The sequence below is a fragment of the Paenibacillus litoralis genome (genome assembly GCF_046244365.1).
In the GTDB taxonomy this organism is placed as follows: domain Bacteria; phylum Bacillota; class Bacilli; order Paenibacillales; family NBRC-103111; genus Paenibacillus_V.
In genome coordinates, this window is record NZ_CP176395.1 from 7094647 (window position 1) to 7112385 (window position 17739).

Below are 17739 nucleotides of genomic sequence, written 5' to 3' on the forward strand. Positions count from 1 at the left end.
CGGTTCGCTCCCCCCTTTACCATAGCCGCGTGTCGCTGGTGCGTCTGCTGATCCAGTTCGCCAGCACCAGAAGCGTGAAGTTGATGAGGGAATTGAACAAGCCGACCGCCGAGCTGTAGCTGAAATCGGACTCCAAAATCCCTTTCCGGTAAACGAACGTGCCGATAACGTCAGCCGTTTCGTAGGTCGTGCTGTTGTACAGGAGCAAAATTTTATCCGTACCGACGCTCATGAAATGACCGATCTGCAGGATGAGCAAAATAATGACGGTCGGCATAATGCCCGGCAGCGTAATGTTGAACGTTTGCCGCCAGCGGTTCGCGCCATCCACCTTGGCCGCTTCGTACAGTGAGGGATCGATGCTGGACATCGCCGACAAGTAGATGATCGAGCCCCAGCCTACGCTTTGCCAAATGTTTGATGCGACGTAAATGGTCCGGAACCAGCCGCTTTCCCGCAGGAATGCGATCGGTTCGATGCCGAACATGGCAAGCACGTTGTTGATCAGGCCGTCGCGGGCCAGAAAGTCCACCATCATTCCGGAAATGACGACGATGGAAATAAAGTGAGGCATGTACGTAATCGTCTGCACCGCGCGCTTCACCATGGCGCTGCGAAGCTCGTTCAGGAGCAGAGCGAGGATGATCGACGCCGGAAAGCTGAAAACCAGGTCATAGAGGCTGAGCAGCAGCGTATTGCGGAGCAGCCGCCCGAAATAATAGCTGTTTAAGAAGCTTTCGAAATGCTGAAAACCGACCCACGGACTGTCCCACAGCCCGAGACCCGGGGAAAAATCCTTAAATGCGATCTGCACGCCATACATCGGCACGTAGTAAAAGATAATGTAATAAACGACTACGGGCAAAAGCATCAAATAAATGTACTTATTCATTTTCATATCGCGGAGCGCGCGGTATTTGAAAGCGTTCTTATCAACCTGCGGCTTGGTTTTTGCGGTTTTCTCCTCTATCGCAACGGACATAACGAGCCCTCCTGTCTATCCGAATCTGTCTGGTTGCGCATCCGGCTCCGGTATGGCCGGGGCGCGGGACGGTACTAGCCCCGCGCTTCCGGTCAACCGGTACAGGCGTCGTTATTTCCGGTTGTTATAGCGGTCCAGCGCCGCTTGTCTCGCTTTGATCGCTTCGTCGATTCCCATGGACTTCATCGTGGATACGAATTTGTCGAAGTTCGAGATCGGTTCCGCGCCCATGATGAACTTGCCGATCATTTCGTCGCGGTATGTTTTGACATCGTTCATGATCGAGGCGGTCTTGGAGCTTTCCTCTGCAGTCAGCGTCACAGGAGGCATCACCTTGGAGTGATCCGCGGTCATCCATGCCTTCTGGGCGTCGCGCTGCTCGGGCAGGGTGAAATATTGCTCGATGTAACGTTTATCCTGAACGATAGGGCCGCTCCAGGAAGCGATAAAATATTTGGCCATCGCTTGCGTAATCGGCAGTTTATCCGGGTTGTTCAGAATCTTGTCGGTATATTTCGGATAGCCGTTCTCCAGCTTGTAGCTCTCGTTCTCGATACCGAAGTTGAACAGCATATGTCCTTCTTGACCGTACTTATAATCCAGCCATTTGATGATTTGCTCGGGGTTTTTGGCTGTGGCGGAAATCGCCGCGCCGATGCCCGTGAACGGGAACGTGTATTGGCCGAGCGCTTTCTCGCCTTCCTTCAATACCGGATAAGACGTGCCTACGAGGCTGAATTTCGGATTGCTCGGCTGTACGAGCGTCGTGTACCGGCCGATGCCGCTGCCCGCATAAGCGGAGAATGCGCCTAACTGATCGCCCGTCACTTTGGCGTCCTTCAGCTTGCCGTCGGTCGTTGCGTAATCTTTGTCGATCAGCCCGTCTTTGTACCATTTGGCCATCATCGTCAAATATTCTTTGAATTTCGGATCGAGCGGGCCGTATTTCACTTTGCCGCCTTCTTGATAGAAGTCCTGCGTAATGCCCCAAGCACCGACGAACAAATAGTTGAGATCCATTTCGTTATCCGGCATAACCGTCATCAAATACGGGATTTCGTCCTTCTTGCCGTTGCCGTTCGGATCTTTGTCGCGGAATGCGGTCAGCACGTTCTCCCAGTCTGCGATCGTTTTCGGCACAGGAAGTCCGACTTTGTCCAGCCAGTCCTTGCGAAGCGCCGGGCCGTTAACGCTGGAAAGCTGCGGATCGCCTAGCAGGAACGGCATGACGTAAATATTGCCTTCATCCGTCGTGATCATTTTGCGGAAATCCGGATTATCCTTAAGCACTTTGCTCAGGTTGGGCGCGTTTTTCTCGATCAATTCGTTCAAGCGGAGAATCCGCTTCTCTTTAATAAGGCTGTCCGCCCCTTTCGGTGCGGCTCCCCAGCCGTATTCGATGACATCCGGCAGCTGGCCCGAAGCCATCATCAGATTGAATTGATCCTTCTCCTGGCCTGTAGGCGGATGCTGGAACGTCACTTTCGTTCCCGTCTTCTTTTCCAATTCTTTATAAGCGGCGATTTCTCCGTAGCTTTTCATGGTGGCAGCGGCGTTCGGGTTAAGGGAAACCCAGTAGGTCAGCGATTCGGGATATTTGGTCTCCGCCGGCGCTGCCGAAGAGCTCGGGGAGTTGCTTGCCGTATTCGTTTTCGGGGTTTCCTCTTTCCCGCAGCCTACTGCAAGCGTGGAGAGAAGCGAAGCGGATACTACCGTCGAAGCAAGCACTTTCATCTTTTTAGCCATAAAATGTGGACCCTCCTATACATTTTTGGATGCGGCATGTCGTCCGCAATTTCACTATAAAAGATCGAGTAGAAAGCGCCTACAACCCGTTGCCCGAAACATAAACCGGCCTTCATATCGCGAATAAACCGATTTATTTCGGGCTAACCGTTTTTCTCCTCGCCCGCCTGCAGAGCCATTTCCCGGTACTTTCCGGGGGTGATCCCCTCTTGTTTTTTGAAGACGCGAATGAATCCGATATCGGTCGCATAGCCTACGCTTTGCGCAACTTGAAGAACGGTCAGCTCGGTTTCCGCCAACAGACGCTTCGCTTCCCGAATGCGAACATCGACCAAATAGTCGGTCAAGTTGATGCCGTTCTGCTTTTTGAAAAAGCCGGAGACATACTGCGGCGTCATGCCGAAATGATCGGCGATCGAAGTCAGGCTCAACCCGTTGTCGGCGCAGTTCTGCACGATGTAGACTTTGAGTCTGTCATTCAGCCGTTCGTTTTGCTCGCTTCTCGCATCCCGCACGCTCTCGCAGATGTACGCGCACAGCTCCTTGATTTTGCGCAGCATGCCTTCCGCCGAGCGGCTGCCGAGAATATGCTTGATCGGGTCCGCCGCGCCTTCGAACAGCTGCTTCCCGTCGATTTTGAGCGCGTTCATGACCTTCAGCATCGTGCTCAGCAAGTCGAAGAACAAGCATTTGCCCATTTCCGGCGTCAAACCGCGGGAAACGACGTTTTGCTCATACAGCTCGTCCAGCAGCCTGGCCGCATTTTCATAGTCCCCGCTTTTCACGAGATTCATCAGCTGGACTTCCGTTTCCGTCGGATAATAGTAGAAGGAGCGGTCCATCTCCTTGATTTCCTCGAAATAAATGACTTTGTTGATCCCGTGAATGATCCGGTAATCGAGGGCGTTGATCGCTTCCGCATAACAGCGGCCCGTTTCGGAAAGCCCTTGCCTGATCGAGCTGGAGGCTACCGTAATTTGCAGGCGGAATCGTTCCTCGACGACCTGCTTCAGCTCCGAGATGAACCGGCCCCGCTGCTCTCTGCTCGCCTCCGAATCATCCGGCGGATTCCACAAAATCGCCAAGCGGTTCAGGTCCGTCTCCGCCACGTAGCCCCTTTCGCCGATCAGCTCGCTGCTCAAATTAAACAAAATAAAGCGAATAAGCGCCCAATCCCGCTCGTTGTCCTCAAGCATGAACTGGCTCGTATCGTCCACCTCGATCAGCAGGACGCAGACGGAATCGGACGGAAACCGCACGCCCATAAATTCAAGCGAGCTCCGCTCTAGCGCGGCCGGCTCGGCTTGTCCCTTCAGCATGCGCGTCAGGAAGTGCGTCCTAACGACCGGCATATGCCCCTCGAGCCGCTGCTTCAGCGCCCTGCCTTCCTCCATCGTTTCGGAGATGGACGATTTGATGAATTCGTATTCGTTGGTCGCGGCGGGGACGTTCCCCGTTTTGCCTCCCAAAATCGTCATCATCATGTCGCGGATCGGGCTGTAGCTGCGGTATGCCATCCAGTACGCCGCAATCGCGCCCCCGATGATGCCGAGTACGAGCAGCGTCACCGCCCAGCCTTTGATTTCGTTCACCCGCTTCAGCACGACGTCCTTCGGGACGAGCGACACGTATTTCCAGCCGCTTTCCCCGGTCGTATAGGACAGCATCTCCATTTGCCCGTCCAGCCGATACGATTCGGAGCCGCTGCTCCCGTTAATTTTGTCGCCCAGCCCGGCCGGCAGCTCGTTCCTCTCTGCCGTCGAAACCATAACGTGTCCGGCGTTGTCCAAAATATACATCGACCCGCTGTTGACCCACTCGATCTGCTTGAGCAAATCGAATATTTGCTGCTCGTCGACGAGCACGACCAGCGTCGCCCGCACGTTATCGCTTTCGCCGAACGGCAAAGAAACGGCGCACAGGAGCGCCCTGGTGGAGAACGGGCCGTCCAGTATCGTCGTCACCGGCCAAAAGGATTTGAAATGATAGCTGGAGAACAGATCCTTGCGAAGCTGATCGATCCCTTTTTCCGGGTATTGAAACAGCTTTGTATAATAGGTCGTTGTATCCGTTTTCAAATTGGGAGTGAGGATGATGTCGGGTTCGGCCAGATGAATGTAAAAATCTTCGATAAACCCGCTGCCGCTCTGCACATTTTTCAGCGCTTTAACCGCTTCCGCATACTGCACGTACTTCTCGCCCTCCGAAATGTTCCAGAGCGTCTGCAGCTTAGGATGCGTAGCGATCTGCACGGTCAGCTGATCGATCTCCTCCATTCGGCTGTCCACCACCTGCCGCACCTGCTCCAGCATGGCGATATTCGACCGGTTGGCGTTGCCGACCATAGCGTTCTCCATCCCGGTATACAGAACCGCCGAAATGACGACCGGAATGATCAGAATGACGATATACGATAACCATAGGGTCAAAAACACGCTCTTTTTGCGGCGAATCATGGTACCCCTCCCGAACTTCTGCCTTGCCGTAAAATCGAAACACCTCCGTTGCGCACAACGGAGGCATGGGAAAAGTGTACCATATTCGGTTTGACCGTTCAATCGGCCATCTTTCTCCATAGACGCGGACCGACATGTGCTTCCCCATGTCTTAATGATATAATTACCCTATTCCGCCATACCTAAAGGAGCGTGTTAACATGCACTATCGTCGTCTCGGAAACAGCGGGGTACACGTGTCCGCGCTTGGCCTCGGCACCAATGCCTTTGGAACGCGGGCCGATCAGGATACGTCGATCCGGATTATCCGCCAGTCGCTTGATTATGGAATCAACTTTATCGATACCGCCAATATTTATACCCGCACCGAATCGGAGCGGATTATCGGGCTCGCGCTGGAAGGCAGGCGCCATGAGGCCGTTCTCGCCACCAAAGCCGGTCTGCCGCGCGGCGAAGGTCCGAATGCGCGCGGGTCGTCGCGCTACCACTTGATGCAAGAACTGGAGAGCAGTCTGAAGCGGCTGCGCACGGATTACGTCGATTTGTACCAAATCCATACGTTCGATCCGAATACGCCGCTCGAGGAAACGCTTCGTACGCTGGACGACATGGTCCGTTCCGGCAAAGTTCGCTACATCGGAGCTTCCAACTATGCCGCGTGGGAGCTGATGAAGGCGCTCGGCATTAGCGAGAAGCTGGGGCTGAACCGGTTCGTGTCGACGCAAACGAGCTACTCGCTCGCCGACCGGACGCCGGAGCAAGAGCTCGTGCCGCTTTGCCTCGATCAAGGTGTCGGCATCATCCCCTATTTTCCGCTGGCCGGAGGGATCCTGACCGGCAAATATACGTCGGCCGATTCCGCGCCGGCAGGCTCGCGCGCGGATGCCGATCCGAACTTCAAGCGATTTCTCCGGCCGGACAAGCTGACGCTCGGCGAAGAGGTCGTCAAGCTTGCCGCCGAGCTGAATTGCACGCCCGGAGCGCTGTCGCTCGCTTGGCTGATGCGCAAGCCGGCCGTATCGACCGTCATCGTCGGTGCTACTCGCACGGAGCAGCTGGAGCAAAACATTCAAAGCGTATCGCTGGAGCTGGATGCGTCCGCCATGGAGCAGTTGGATCAGCTTAGCGGCGCTTCCCGTTATGGTGAACCGTTCGCGGTATACCGGCTGTCGAAGTAAGGCGGTGGCAATAGTGCCGGATCGCTTCTTGCGAGCCGTGGACATTTTATCGCAAGCGAGACGATATTTGAGATCATCGGGCGCCAAAGGCGCCCGATTTTCATTATCACCGCATTCCCTTCCCTTGAACATAACCGGATGGCAAGTAGGCCGTTTAAACAAATGTGTGCTTATGCACTTTGTTACTTAAGACTGCCAATCACTCGAATTCTAGCCTAGTTGAGCGGATAATGAACGTTGATTCACTATTACTGAATTAAAGTTCACTATTTACACCCGTTTCACCATCCAACCAAGCAATAGTGAACCTCAAGTAACTATTTTTCCGTCACATTCACTAATAGTGAGCTTTCGTTCACTATTCCAGCCAGAAGACCGTCAAAAGGGCAAAATAGTGAATTTGAGTTCACTAATAATGAACTTACATTCACTATTTCTGCTGGCATCGGATTACTTACACCCGCAGTATATCGACCAGCATAGGGTGACAAGCAACTATCGCCAACGATCAGCGAATGACTAGCGTCAGCGACTTGCGATCAGGTCGGAAAATCTCCGGGTACGAAAATAACATTCGCCATAAGCTGTCTCCCCTTTTTCACTATCTTATGACCAAACATACTAGATTCTTGTACAAGTACCCGGTATCTGCATGCCAATTCGTCACGAAAACGATAACGCCCCCCGTATTTGAACAGCAAAAAGCCGCCGATTGGCGGCTTTTTTCGCGCTCTCGCTCTTACTGTGAAAGCGAATCGAGCAGCATGTGCAAAAATTGCTCCGATGCCAGGGACAACGCCATGTCGCTGCGCTGGACAATGGCGACGCTGCGGGACGGAATGGGCTCGGCGGTTCGAAGCTCATACAAGGTTCCTGCCTTCAGCTCTTCCTCGACGAACGAACGGGTTACGAAAGCCGCACCGTATCCGAGCCTCGCGAATTCGATCAGCAGGTCGACGCTCCCGAGTTCCATGTCCGCCTCCGCTTCAAGCCCCTGCGCCGCAAACCACCGCTCTACAAAACGCCTTGTGCTGCTTCCCGGCGATAATAGCAGGAGCGGTACCCCGGCCAGCTCGGCTGCGGTCAAATTGCGGTCCGCCAGCTCTCGAAACGCCTCTCCGACTACGAAAACATCCTGGATCGCGAACATCGGCCGAACCTGCAGGGGGGCCTGAAGTTCCTGCATCGGCAGATGAATAAAGCCGTAATCGATTCGGCCGTCTCTGACACGATCGGCGATTTCCCCCGATTTGCCGTGTGACAGCCTGATGCGAATGCCGGGAAAACGGGAACGGAAAACGCCGAGATGAGGCAGCAGGACATGCTTGAACAGCGAATCGCTGGCACCGAGCCGAAGCTCCCCGCCGGCAAAGGCTTTTAGGGCATGCAGCTTCTGCTCGCCGGTATCCAGCAAAGCGAAGGATTGCTCCACATAATGATACAGCGCCCGTCCCTCCGCCGTTAACGCCACTCCCCGCGAAAAACGCTGAAACAGCTTCACCCCTAACGCTTCCTCCAGCTGCTTGATCGCATAGCTGACCGAAGGCTGGGTCATATACAGCGCTTGCGCGGCTTTGGTCAAATTACCCGTCTTCGCCGTATGAAGGAAAATCCGGTACCATTCCAGGTTCTCCATTTGCTATAGAACTCCTCTATGACAACTGTTTGTAATTGCGATTTCATCTATTCCTTAAAGCTCATTATAATCAGGTTAAACCATTCGATCAATCCGGAGGGATACGCCATGAAACAAAAACCCATTCATATGCCCGACATGAAAGCAAGATCACCCTGGTCAAAATACGGCAAAGCCGAAGCGGTACGCGTTTGGTCGCAAGGAGTATCCGTAAACGGGGACATTACGGTGCCCGGGAGCAAAAGCATGACGAACCGCGCGCTCATGATCGCCGCGATGGCCGAAGGAACGAGCAGGCTGGAGGGCATCCTGAAAAGCGACGATTCGTACTGGTGCATCGAGGCTTTGCGGCTCCTTGGCGTCCACCTCGAGCTCGAAGGGGAAACGGCCGTCGTTCACGGCTGCGGAGGTAATTGGCCGGTCGACGGTGGCGATCTGTATGTGGGAGCCGCCGGGACGGCCGCGCGCTTTTTGCCGGGTGCGCTGGCGGCGGCGAACGGAATGTGGCGACTGTCCGGTAGCAAACGGATGCATGAACGGCCGATCGCCCCTCTTTTGGACGCTTTGACCGAATTGGGCGCGGAGATCCAGTATGAGGAGGAACCCGGCTGCTTGCCCTTATCGCTTAAAGGGCGAGGGTTGAACGGAGGGAGCGTTGCGATCGACGGTTCCGTATCGAGCCAGTATATCAGCGGTCTTCTGCTTGCCGCTCCCTATGCCCGGGATGCGGTGACGCTCCACGTCGAAGGGGCGGTCGTGCAGCATGATTACGTGACGTTGACGACAGAGATGATTCGCGCCTTCGGCGGAGACATCGCCGTGAATGACGAGGGGCAATCGTTTGCAGTCCGTCCCGGCGCGTACAAGAGTCGGCATCTTACGCTTGAGCCGGACATTTCGACGTGCTGCTACTTTTGGGCGCTTGCCGCGCTGACGAACGGCCGCATTCGCATTAACCGGGTTTCGGCGGCCACTACCCGGCAGCCCGATATGGAAATGCTGCGCGTCTTGGAACAAATGGGCTGCGCGGTGGAACTCGGCCCTACGTTCGTCGAAGTTCGCGGAACGCCCCGGCTTAAAGGCGGCCTGACCGTCGACATGAGCCGCTGGTCCGATCAAACGCTTACGCTTGCGGCTCTCGCCCCATTTGCCGACGGCCCGGTTACGCTTACCGGCGCCGCCCACATCCGGCACCATGAATGCAACCAGATATCCGCCATATGCCAAGAGCTGCGCAAGCTGGGCATTCGGGTGGAGGAGTATCCGGACGGGCTTACCGTACATCCGGGAACCCCGCAGCCGGCGCTGCTTGATCCGCATGACGACCACCGGATGGCGATGGCCCTCTCGCTGATCGGCGTCAAAGCGGCGGGCATCCGGATTGCAGACCCCGGTTGCGTTTCCAAAACATGCCCGGACTATTTCGACAGGCTGTCCGCCCTCGGGCTATCGGTCGAGTTTGCCGGTGTATGAGGGCACCTATGAAAACAGTCCGGCGCGTCGGAGGCACGCCGGACTGTTTTATGTTTACCATCCAAACTAGTACCTTGACCGCATTAAATATTGGTTTTAATCTATACCTACAGGAATTATTTAGGAGGTATAGTTGTGAACAAAAAATACAGAGTGAAACTAAGCGCAGCGGACAAAACCTACATCGAGCAGAAGATGAGGGATAGGAAAACCCCTGCTGGAATCCGAAAACGTTGTATGATCTTGATTATGGCAGATGAGCATGCAGGATTGATCCCTACCCAGGAAGAAATCGCCCATCGCTGTCAGGTCAGTGATGTTACGGTTTTTCAAACGATCAAAGGCTACTGCACATTAGGTATAGAAAACGTTCTACGCTATCAAAAACGCACCGATCCCCCAAAACAACCGATTGTCACTGGTGAAGTCGAAGCGCACATTATTGCATTAGCTTGCTCAACGCCACCAAAAGGCTTCTCCAGATGGACAATTCGTTTGCTGGCAAAGCGTGCCGTTGAACTGGAAATTATCGATTCTATAGGCCGTGAAACGGTCCGAACGACTTTAAAAAAACACAACTTAAACCGCATTTGAAAAAACGGTGGTGTATTCCTTCTGCTTACAATGGCGAGTTTGTCGCGCGAATGGAAGACATTTTGGAAACCTATGCACTGCCTTATGATCCAGAGATACCGCTGATTTGTATGGAACAACCTTATCAACTGTTGGAGGATCTGTTGGAGCCATTACCAATGAAGAGCGGAAAGATCTTGCTGGAAGACTATGAATACGTACGGAAAGGCACATGCAGCATCTTCATGTTCACAGAACCCTTGGCCGGCGTGCGTCATGTCGAGGCATCACCACGCCGAACGAAAGCAGATTGGGCCCGTCAAATTCAAGAACTACTCACCATTCATTACCCCAATGCCAAACGTATTCGTTTGGTGATGGACAATTTAAACACGCACGCGATTTCATCCTTATACGAGACATTCCACCCGCTGAGGCGTTAGCACTTGCCAAACGCCTAGAAATCCATTTCACACCCAAACATGGCAGTTGGCTGAATATCGCCGAAATTGAGCTCAGCGCGCTTACTTTGCAGTGTCTGAGCAGGAGGCTCCCTTCCATCGAATCTCTTCAGGAAGAACTAAAGGCATGGAAGACCCAACGCAATGCTGACAAAAAATTGGTAGAATGGCATTTTACAACCGAGCAGGCCCGCCATAAATTAAAGCATCTCTACCCTAAAATTTAATATGGCCATCCTACTAGTTTAACCGAACGATCGCCCCGGTTTCGGCAGACTCGTTTGCGGCCATCGTGACGGCGTGCGTCTTCGCGGAATCGGCGTAATCGGATAAGATGCCGGACGTATCGCCTGTCCGAACGGCATGGATGAAGGCTTCGTTCTCAAGCAGGAACGGATCCTTCTTATTTTTGTATTCGGTCGTGCGCTCGGTTTCGATCGCCTTCAACCCGGTGGAACGAATTTCCATGACGCCGCGGTCCGTATACAAATCGAGTCCGACGGTATGGCCTACCGGCAGCAAACACGTGTTGGATATGGTCGCCACCATCCCGTTCGCCAGCTTCAGCGTAACCGTTCCTACATCGGCCACCGAGACGTCCTCCACCTTCTCATGCATAGCTCTCTGGGCGAACGCCGCATACGCTTCCGTCACTTCCCCGCACAGGTAACGCAGCATATCGACGACATGCGTCGTTTGTTCGGCGAACTGGCCGCCGGACTGCTCCTGCTTTCTCCACCACGGCACCATCGGCATGCCGCCCATCCAATAGCCGAGCGCCATTCCCGGCTTGCTCCCGGCGAGCAATTCGCGCGCCGTGGCAAGCGCCTCGTAATACCGCCAATGATACCCGACCGACGTAATCAGCCGCTTGTCGGCGATTTTTGCCGCGAGCTGCTGCACGAGGGCGTTCTCCACGCCGAGCGGCTTCTCCACGAGGAACGGAATGCCGCGCTCGATCAGCGCAAGCTCCGCTTCGCCGTGCGCCATCGGCGGCGTCGTTATGTAGACCGCATCCGGCTTGACTTCCTCCAGCATTTGCGCGAAATCCGCAAATCCTTTTGCGCCGTTGCAAGAGTTTGCCGCACGCTCCGCCTTTTCCAGCGACGTCCCGCAAAAACCGGCTACCTGCACGCCTTCGATCTTAGCCAGCCGGCTTACATGCGTTTGCGCAATGCCGCCGGTTCCCAAAAAAGCAATCTTCAATCCCATTCCTTCCAGCCTCCTTCAAGAATAACGCCAACGCTAGCCGAGCGGTTTCTTCCGGTTTCGGAAGCGTTTACGTTTTTTGCTAGAATGCTATGTTTATTCTGATAGTTTAACATAACCCGAGCCGCTTGCAGCTGAAATATTGCGACTTCCGGTAAGAGCCTGCGCCGCGGCTAGACGCTTCCGCTGAGCCGGGCAGCCGTACACGATCTTCCAGACGCCAAACGCAGGCCACCCTAAGACGCTCAACAAAAAGGACCGCACCCTAAGGAGCAGCCCTTGTATCCTGTCCGCCAAGCACTGGCGGTTCATATCGGCATATCAGCCCTTACTGCCCAAGCAAAAACGCCCGTGCCGGCGCTGCCTCGATTCCGGTAAGCTTCAGCGGAGCGATAACCATAAAATACGTTCCCGCAGCGACGTCCTTCAGCCGCAAGCCTTCGACGATGAGGATGTTCGCGTTCATCAGCGTCTTGTGCGTGCCGTATGTAGGCTGATCGCGCTCGATGCCGAGTCCGTCGGTGCCAACTCCTTTAATGCCGCGTTCCTTCAAATACTGCGCGCCTTCCTCGTTCAGAAACACGAATTTGTAATCGAATTCCTCGGAGAAGGAGTTCCGCGTCTTGAAGAGCAGCCATTCGCCCGGCTGGATGCCGTACGGCTCCAGGTCGGCCTTGCCGATCGATTCCTCGATCCCCGTAAAATCAAGAACGCGTGCCGTTCCGACGAGCGATTCAAGCGGGATCGTCTCGATCGTGTCGCCGCCGTCAAGCATGTGCAAAGGCGCATCGAGATGCGTTCCCGTATGAGCGTCCATTTTCAGATCGGTTTCATACGCCTTGGCGTTGGTGAAGTTTTGCCGGTTGATGATTTTCGGCTTCTTCTCGTCCTTGTTTTTGTACACCTGCATCCCTTCGTGGATCGTCATCGAGATGTCGTATAGTTTGAACATGCGGATCGCCTCCGTTCGTCTGCCTTAGTTATTTATGAGCTAACTCTACGCGTATGCACAGCTTGCCCTGTAAACCAGCTCATTGAGAACATTTAGAAGTCCTTACGGACTCTTATTTTAGCGTTTTAGCCGATTTTCGCGAAATTAGACGACGCTAACGTCTCTTATTTCCGCCAAATCCCCGGTTCAAGCCCGTCCCGGTCAAAATAAGAGCCCTTTAGGTCTTCTAAACCTCCCGAAAGAACCCAAATGGATGATTTAGAAGTCTTTAGAGGCTCTTATCTGCGGATCTCGCGTCATGGGCCGACTAACGCCAGCCAACACTCTATCGCTCACCATGCATCATAGCCGACTAACGCCAGCCCTCGCTGCTCATCCTACCGTGCCGGATTACTCGTTATCCGCCAATCTAGCCCTGGCGCCCCGATTTCCACACCACGCCGCTCTCGGCTTGCCCGTTCACCGGCCACCAGTGGAAGCCGTCTTCGGCGAGCAGCTTGTCCGCCGCCTCCGGTCCCCAGGAGCCCGCAGGGTACATCTGCAAATCGCCGTCGTGCTCGGCCCATGCCGAGGCAATGCGGTCGACGAACTGCCACGCGGATGCCACTTCGTCCCAGCGCGTGAAATACGTCGAATCGCCGCGCGCCGCATCGAACAACAGCCGCTCGTACGCCTCGGGCGTATTCAGCCCGACCTGGTTGCTTTGGCAGAAGTCCATCGCAACCGGCAAAATGGTCCCTTCGGAGCCCGGCTCCTTGGCATTGATCTTGATGTAGATCCCTTCCATCGGGTTGACGCGGAAGACGAGCAGGTTCGGCTGCAGCTTCCCCTTCTTAGCCAGGTACACGTTATCCGGCATGCTCTTGAACTCGACGACGACCTCCGTCGATTTGACCGGCATCCGCTTGCCCGTACGGACATAGAACGGTACTCCCGCCCAGCGGAAGTTGTCGACAAGCACCTTCGCCGCCACATACGTTTCCGTTCTCGACTCGGGATTGACCGATTCTTCCGTCCGGTACGCCGGCTTCGTTTCGCCCTTGACCTCACCCGCGGCATATTGGCCGCGAATGACATGGGCGCGCACGTCCTCCGCCGTCTCGTACAGACGAAGGCTGCGAAGCACCTTCACTTTCTCGTCGCGAATGTCCTCCGGATGCAGCCGGCTAGGCGGCTCCATCGCCATCATCGTCACCATCTGCAGCATATGGTTCTGGGCCATGTCGCGCAGCGCGCCGGCATGATCGTAGTAACCGCCGCGTTCCTCGACGCCGACCGTTTCGCTCAGCGTAATTTGAATGTTGGCGATATATTTGTTATTCCACAGCGGCTCGAAAAAGGCGTTCGCAAAACGAACCACTTCGATATTTTGCACCATTTCCTTGCCCAGGTAGTGGTCGATCCGGTAAATGTCCTGCTCGTTGAACACCTTGCGGATTTCCGTGTTGAGCTTCTCCGCGGAGGGCAGATCGTAGCCGAACGGCTTCTCGATGACGAGACGATGCCAGCCGCGCGTTTCCAGAAGGCCGCCGTCGCGCAGGTGATGCGCTACGCTGCCGAACAGTTCAGGCGCAAGCGCCAAATAGAACAGCCGGTTTCCGGCGATGCCGAATTGCTCCTCCACGCGCTCGGCCGTCAGCTTCAGCTCGCTGAACGCGTTCACGTTCGTAATGTCGAGGGGCATGTACTCGAAATGGGAGGCAAAGCGCTGCCACTGTTCGTCTTCTTTCGAGCCTTTATGCCGGGCGAACTGCTCGATCGACTGATACAAATCCTCGCGGAACTGCTCGTTCGTGCGGGAACGCCGCGCTAGTCCGATGACGGCAAACTTCTCCGAGAGCTTGCCTTCGCAATACAGGCTGTAGATCGCGGGAAAAAGCTTGCGGCGCGCCAAATCGCCCGTCGCCCCGAATATGAAAAAGACGGCTCCTGCTTCCTTCACGTTGTCGGAAAGCTTTACTTTGGAATCGCTTGATTCTACGTTGGATGGATACACGTCACACCATTCTTTCTATATAAAATGACTTTTAGCTCAGTCTGTTCTTAATGCAATAGTTTATCACAATCTTGGTAAACACGCCATTCGGAACGACATCGTTCGACATCCCGTCAATATTCGGTCGTAATGACCGGCGTCCCGATCGTCAGCCTCCACTGGCCGTTCTCCGACTGCTTATGCAATGCGGCCTGAAGCGATACGTGGTACACCCCGCTTCGTACGCTGCCTTTTAGCTTTTTGGATGAATACGTCACGCTAAGCGTTCCGCTGTCCGTATAGCGCTCAAGCTCTTTGCCTAGAAAAAAATTGCCGATCCGCTTCAGCAGGGCGTCCGCGTTTCCACCGGAAGCTAGCGTCTCCTCGCTGACCATCCCCTGAACCGCAATGTTCCACTTCCCCTTCAGCCCGCTGTCTCTCAGCAGTCCGGCAGCTTGCCGCTGCCATGCCGCGAGCGCATCCCCGTCGAGGCGGCCGGCAGTCAGCTCCCGCTTGAACACGGCATAGCCAGGCAGCCCTTCTCCGGTGTCGAACAGCACAAGCGAAACGCTTCCCTCGCCGTCAGGCAGCTGGGCGCTTGCCCTGTATGCCGCTTTTTCGCTCCCAGCCGATCCGTTTGCCGGCTTCTCGGCCGCCACAGCTTCTTCCTTCATGGCAAACAGCTTGGCAAGCTTCCTGCCTGCCTCGTGCCAGCCTTTCGCCTGAAGCTCTTCGCTCATCGGCGCGGCGAACCGGATCGTCACCTGCTTGGCGCCTTCCATCTGCTCCTCCGCGTACCTGGCGACCGCAAGCAAATCTTTGCCGTTCTCCGCCCCGGCTTGTCCGATCAAGCCGCCTGCGACGATCGCCGCTACAAGGCAAAGTATGGCGGCGTACAGCCATTTTTTCATGGCGCACCTCTCTTTCCTTCGAAAGATACTTGCCAAGACGTCTGGCTAAACAAATAAAAAGGGGTATCCGTGACATTCGTCTATGCCGTTTCGCCCATGGTTGAATAGCATATATCGTAAAGATCATACGGAGGTGTATACCGGATGCATTTGGTTCATCCGATTCAAGAGGAACATTGCAGGCCATTCGTCGGTCGTCCCATATGTGCCGTCCTGAACGACGGCAAAAGGTATATCGGGATTCTGAGCGGCATCGAGAAGGGCCGTCTCATTCTTAACGACCACCTGAGAACGGAAAGCACCGGTGAGGCCGAACCATCGTCCGACCGGACGACGGGCAAATTCTCCCGCAAAAAGGGTAAAAGCAAGAGCAAAGGCGAAAAGGTTGAAATTTCGGCCATCCCTTCCGCGCCATACGCGCCGGCTCGTCATCCTGCTTACGGGGAGCGGTCGACCGTCGACTTATCGCAAGTCGCTTTGCTGTTTCTGCTGTTCGTGTAGAGCGCTCTATAGGCATAACAAAACCAGGGGCGGCCTGCTGTGTCCCTGGTGTTTGCCTTGTTCTCTTGGTGTGTGGCCTAAAGCGTCTTCTCAAGCAAGTAGCACTTATACTCCGGCGCGAAAGAATGCGTTGCATAGCCGATCCGCTCGTAAAAGCGTTTGGCTTTATCGTTGCTCTCGTCGACATATAGCTGCGCGCGCGTACATCCGGTTTGTCTCCCGTACGTTTCCGCAACGGCCATGAGCGCGCTTCCCCAGCCGATGCCTTGATAGTCCTTCTCTACGGCAAGCATTTCAATGCGCAGCACATGCTGCGCGCTCGAAACGCTGACAAAGCCGATCGGCATCTTACTGCCGCGTTGTTCGCCTACATACACTTTGCTGCGGTCCAGCATCTTCTCCACGTCTTTTCTTCCGATGCGCAATGTGGGGAAAACCGCTTTGGCATACGGAATAAGCTCGCGTTCAATAAGTCGAAACAGATGCGGATCATCCAGACTCGGCATCCTTAAGCGGATCATTCGATCACTCCTTGCAATGAAACGGCTGTACAAATTGCTCCGTCGTTTTATCCGTTTATCCGGGGCCGTTTCCTTTTATTGTACGCAAAGCCGTTTGCCTTGGTACCGCCATTCGCCCGTCGAGCGCGCACAGCCATCCCCCGCGGTGCCGCCGGAATGCCGCCTATATAAAAAATAGACAGCCCGGAACAACGCTGGCGGGAATATCGGATCACGATGACTCACCGTTCGAATGTTCTGACTGCCGGCTTGCAGTCCTTGGACTGCGAACATAACATGCAAGAGTTAATATTTTTTTCGCATCAGCCATAGAAAAATCGCGCACACGATGATCACGACGCCGATGACGATCATTTTCCCCGTACCATCCAAGCCCTTATCCCTCTTTTCCAACCATCCGCTGCCTATCGTATTCGGGCTCTGGAACGAGTACCGTTCCTTCTATTGTAAAACGCCCGTCCGCTCTAGTCAAAGGCCGTCTATCTTCGCGATCTGCGCTCCATATACCATTGGAACAGCCAGATGATGATACCGAGCCAGCAAGCGCTGGCCATGTACCCGCCGATCACGTCGCTCGGATAGTGTACGCCCAGATAAATGCGGCTGATCCCGATCAGGAGCGTCATGGCGACAGCGAAGAATAGGAGGATTGTCCGGGCCGTTCGCGTTTTCAGATGGCGCCACAGCAAGAACGCCAGTATGCCGTAGAAAGCGAAAGCCACCATCGAATGGCCGCTTGGAAAGCTGTAGCCCACCTCTTCAACAAGCCGATGCAGGGTGGGACGTTCCCGTTCGAACACATTTTTCAGCGTATCGTTCCATATTTTCGCCCCTAGCACGGCTACGACGAACAGCACCAGCTCCATCCGATGCTTCAGAACCGCATACAGAAATATCATGATTAACAAGGATAGCGCCACCATCGGTACTGTCGTGCCGATATACGAAACGGCTTTCATAAATTTCGTAAGCGTTTCCGATTCAAGCCCTTGTACGCGCTCAATGATGCTGCTGTCGAAGCCGCGCAACCCTTTATTAAACGTCAGCACCGATACGATGCCGAAACAGACCGCTCCCAGCAGTCCGATGAATAACGCGTAGCGAGCCCTGCTTTGCAATGCCATACCATCGATCACCTTTGTTTATGTATATTCAGACCGTTCCC

Annotated in this window: 15 protein-coding genes; 5 read left to right on the forward strand and 10 right to left on the reverse strand. The window is 54.7% G+C overall.

The annotated features are described in order from the left end of the window. Positions 1–16: 16 nt before the first annotated feature. The 3 genes from ACKGJP_RS29780 to ACKGJP_RS29790 form a co-directional block, all read right to left on the reverse strand. The gene (locus ACKGJP_RS29780) at positions 17–982 is read right to left on the reverse strand and encodes an ABC transporter permease (protein WP_409342398.1); all 966 of its coding nucleotides are present in this window, start codon (positions 980–982) and stop codon (positions 17–19) included. 111 nt (positions 983–1093) lie between these two features. Then, on the reverse strand, positions 1094–2728 hold the full coding sequence (locus ACKGJP_RS29785; RefSeq protein ID WP_409342399.1) for an extracellular solute-binding protein: 1635 nt from the start codon (positions 2726–2728) through the stop codon (positions 1094–1096). 143 nt (positions 2729–2871) lie between these two features. Then, positions 2872–5184, reverse strand: a complete 2313-nt coding sequence (locus ACKGJP_RS29790) for a helix-turn-helix domain-containing protein (RefSeq protein ID WP_409342400.1) — start codon at positions 5182–5184, stop codon at positions 2872–2874. 200 nt (positions 5185–5384) lie between these two features. On the opposite strand from ACKGJP_RS29790, the gene ACKGJP_RS29795 reads away from it, so the two are divergent. After that, the gene (locus tag ACKGJP_RS29795) at positions 5385–6362 is read left to right on the forward strand and encodes an aldo/keto reductase (protein WP_409342401.1); all 978 of its coding nucleotides are present in this window, start codon (positions 5385–5387) and stop codon (positions 6360–6362) included. Between the two features lie 739 nt (positions 6363–7101). Here ACKGJP_RS29795 and ACKGJP_RS29800 read toward each other — a convergent pair. Next, complete coding sequence (locus tag ACKGJP_RS29800) at positions 7102–7998, reverse strand: LysR family transcriptional regulator (RefSeq protein WP_409342402.1); 897 nt, start codon at positions 7996–7998, stop codon at positions 7102–7104. Between the two features lie 108 nt (positions 7999–8106). Here ACKGJP_RS29800 and aroA point away from each other — a divergent pair, with 108 nt between their 5' ends. The 3 genes from aroA to ACKGJP_RS29815 all read left to right on the forward strand — a co-directional run bounded on the left by aroA (position 8107) and on the right by ACKGJP_RS29815 (position 10487). Further along, positions 8107–9471 (forward strand): 3-phosphoshikimate 1-carboxyvinyltransferase, encoded by a 1365-nt coding sequence (aroA, locus tag ACKGJP_RS29805; RefSeq protein ID WP_409342403.1) that lies wholly within the window; start codon positions 8107–8109, stop codon positions 9469–9471. 135 nt (positions 9472–9606) lie between these two features. Further along, positions 9607–10065, forward strand: coding sequence for a helix-turn-helix domain-containing protein (locus ACKGJP_RS29810; protein ID WP_409342404.1), 459 nt, complete (start codon positions 9607–9609; stop codon positions 10063–10065). A gap of 50 nt (positions 10066–10115) precedes the next feature. Then, positions 10116–10487: a transposase gene (locus tag ACKGJP_RS29815; protein WP_409342405.1), complete on the forward strand. Its 372-nt coding sequence runs from the start codon at positions 10116–10118 to the stop codon at positions 10485–10487. Between the two features lie 258 nt (positions 10488–10745). Here ACKGJP_RS29815 and ACKGJP_RS29820 read toward each other — a convergent pair whose 3' ends face one another. The 4 genes from ACKGJP_RS29820 to ACKGJP_RS29835 form a co-directional block, all read right to left on the reverse strand. After that, complete coding sequence (locus tag ACKGJP_RS29820) at positions 10746–11717, reverse strand: Gfo/Idh/MocA family protein (RefSeq protein WP_409342406.1); 972 nt, start codon at positions 11715–11717, stop codon at positions 10746–10748. A gap of 325 nt (positions 11718–12042) precedes the next feature. Then, entirely contained in the window at positions 12043–12666 is a 624-nt protein-coding gene (locus tag ACKGJP_RS29825) for a cyclase family protein (protein WP_409342407.1), read from the reverse strand. A gap of 409 nt (positions 12667–13075) precedes the next feature. After that, on the reverse strand, positions 13076–14608 hold the full coding sequence (gene zwf / locus ACKGJP_RS29830) for a glucose-6-phosphate dehydrogenase (RefSeq protein WP_409347290.1): 1533 nt from the start codon (positions 14606–14608) through the stop codon (positions 13076–13078). A 167-nt stretch (positions 14609–14775) separates the two neighbouring features. Beyond that, on the reverse strand, positions 14776–15552 hold the full coding sequence (locus ACKGJP_RS29835) for a YwmB family TATA-box binding protein (protein WP_409342408.1): 777 nt from the start codon (positions 15550–15552) through the stop codon (positions 14776–14778). Between the two features lie 144 nt (positions 15553–15696). Here ACKGJP_RS29835 and ACKGJP_RS29840 point away from each other — a divergent pair, with 144 nt between their 5' ends. Then, entirely contained in the window at positions 15697–16053 is a 357-nt protein-coding gene (locus ACKGJP_RS29840) for a hypothetical protein (RefSeq protein WP_409342409.1), read from the forward strand. A 77-nt stretch (positions 16054–16130) separates the two neighbouring features. Here ACKGJP_RS29840 and ACKGJP_RS29845 read toward each other — a convergent pair whose 3' ends face one another. Both ACKGJP_RS29845 and ACKGJP_RS29850 read right to left on the reverse strand, forming a co-directional pair. Beyond that, a complete protein-coding gene (locus ACKGJP_RS29845; RefSeq protein ID WP_409342410.1) occupies positions 16131–16574 on the reverse strand; it encodes a GNAT family N-acetyltransferase in 444 nt (147 codons plus the stop codon). Between the two features lie 479 nt (positions 16575–17053). Then, on the reverse strand, positions 17054–17698 hold the full coding sequence (locus ACKGJP_RS29850) for a phosphatase PAP2 family protein (RefSeq protein WP_409342411.1): 645 nt from the start codon (positions 17696–17698) through the stop codon (positions 17054–17056). Between the last annotated feature and the right edge of the window lie 41 nt (positions 17699–17739).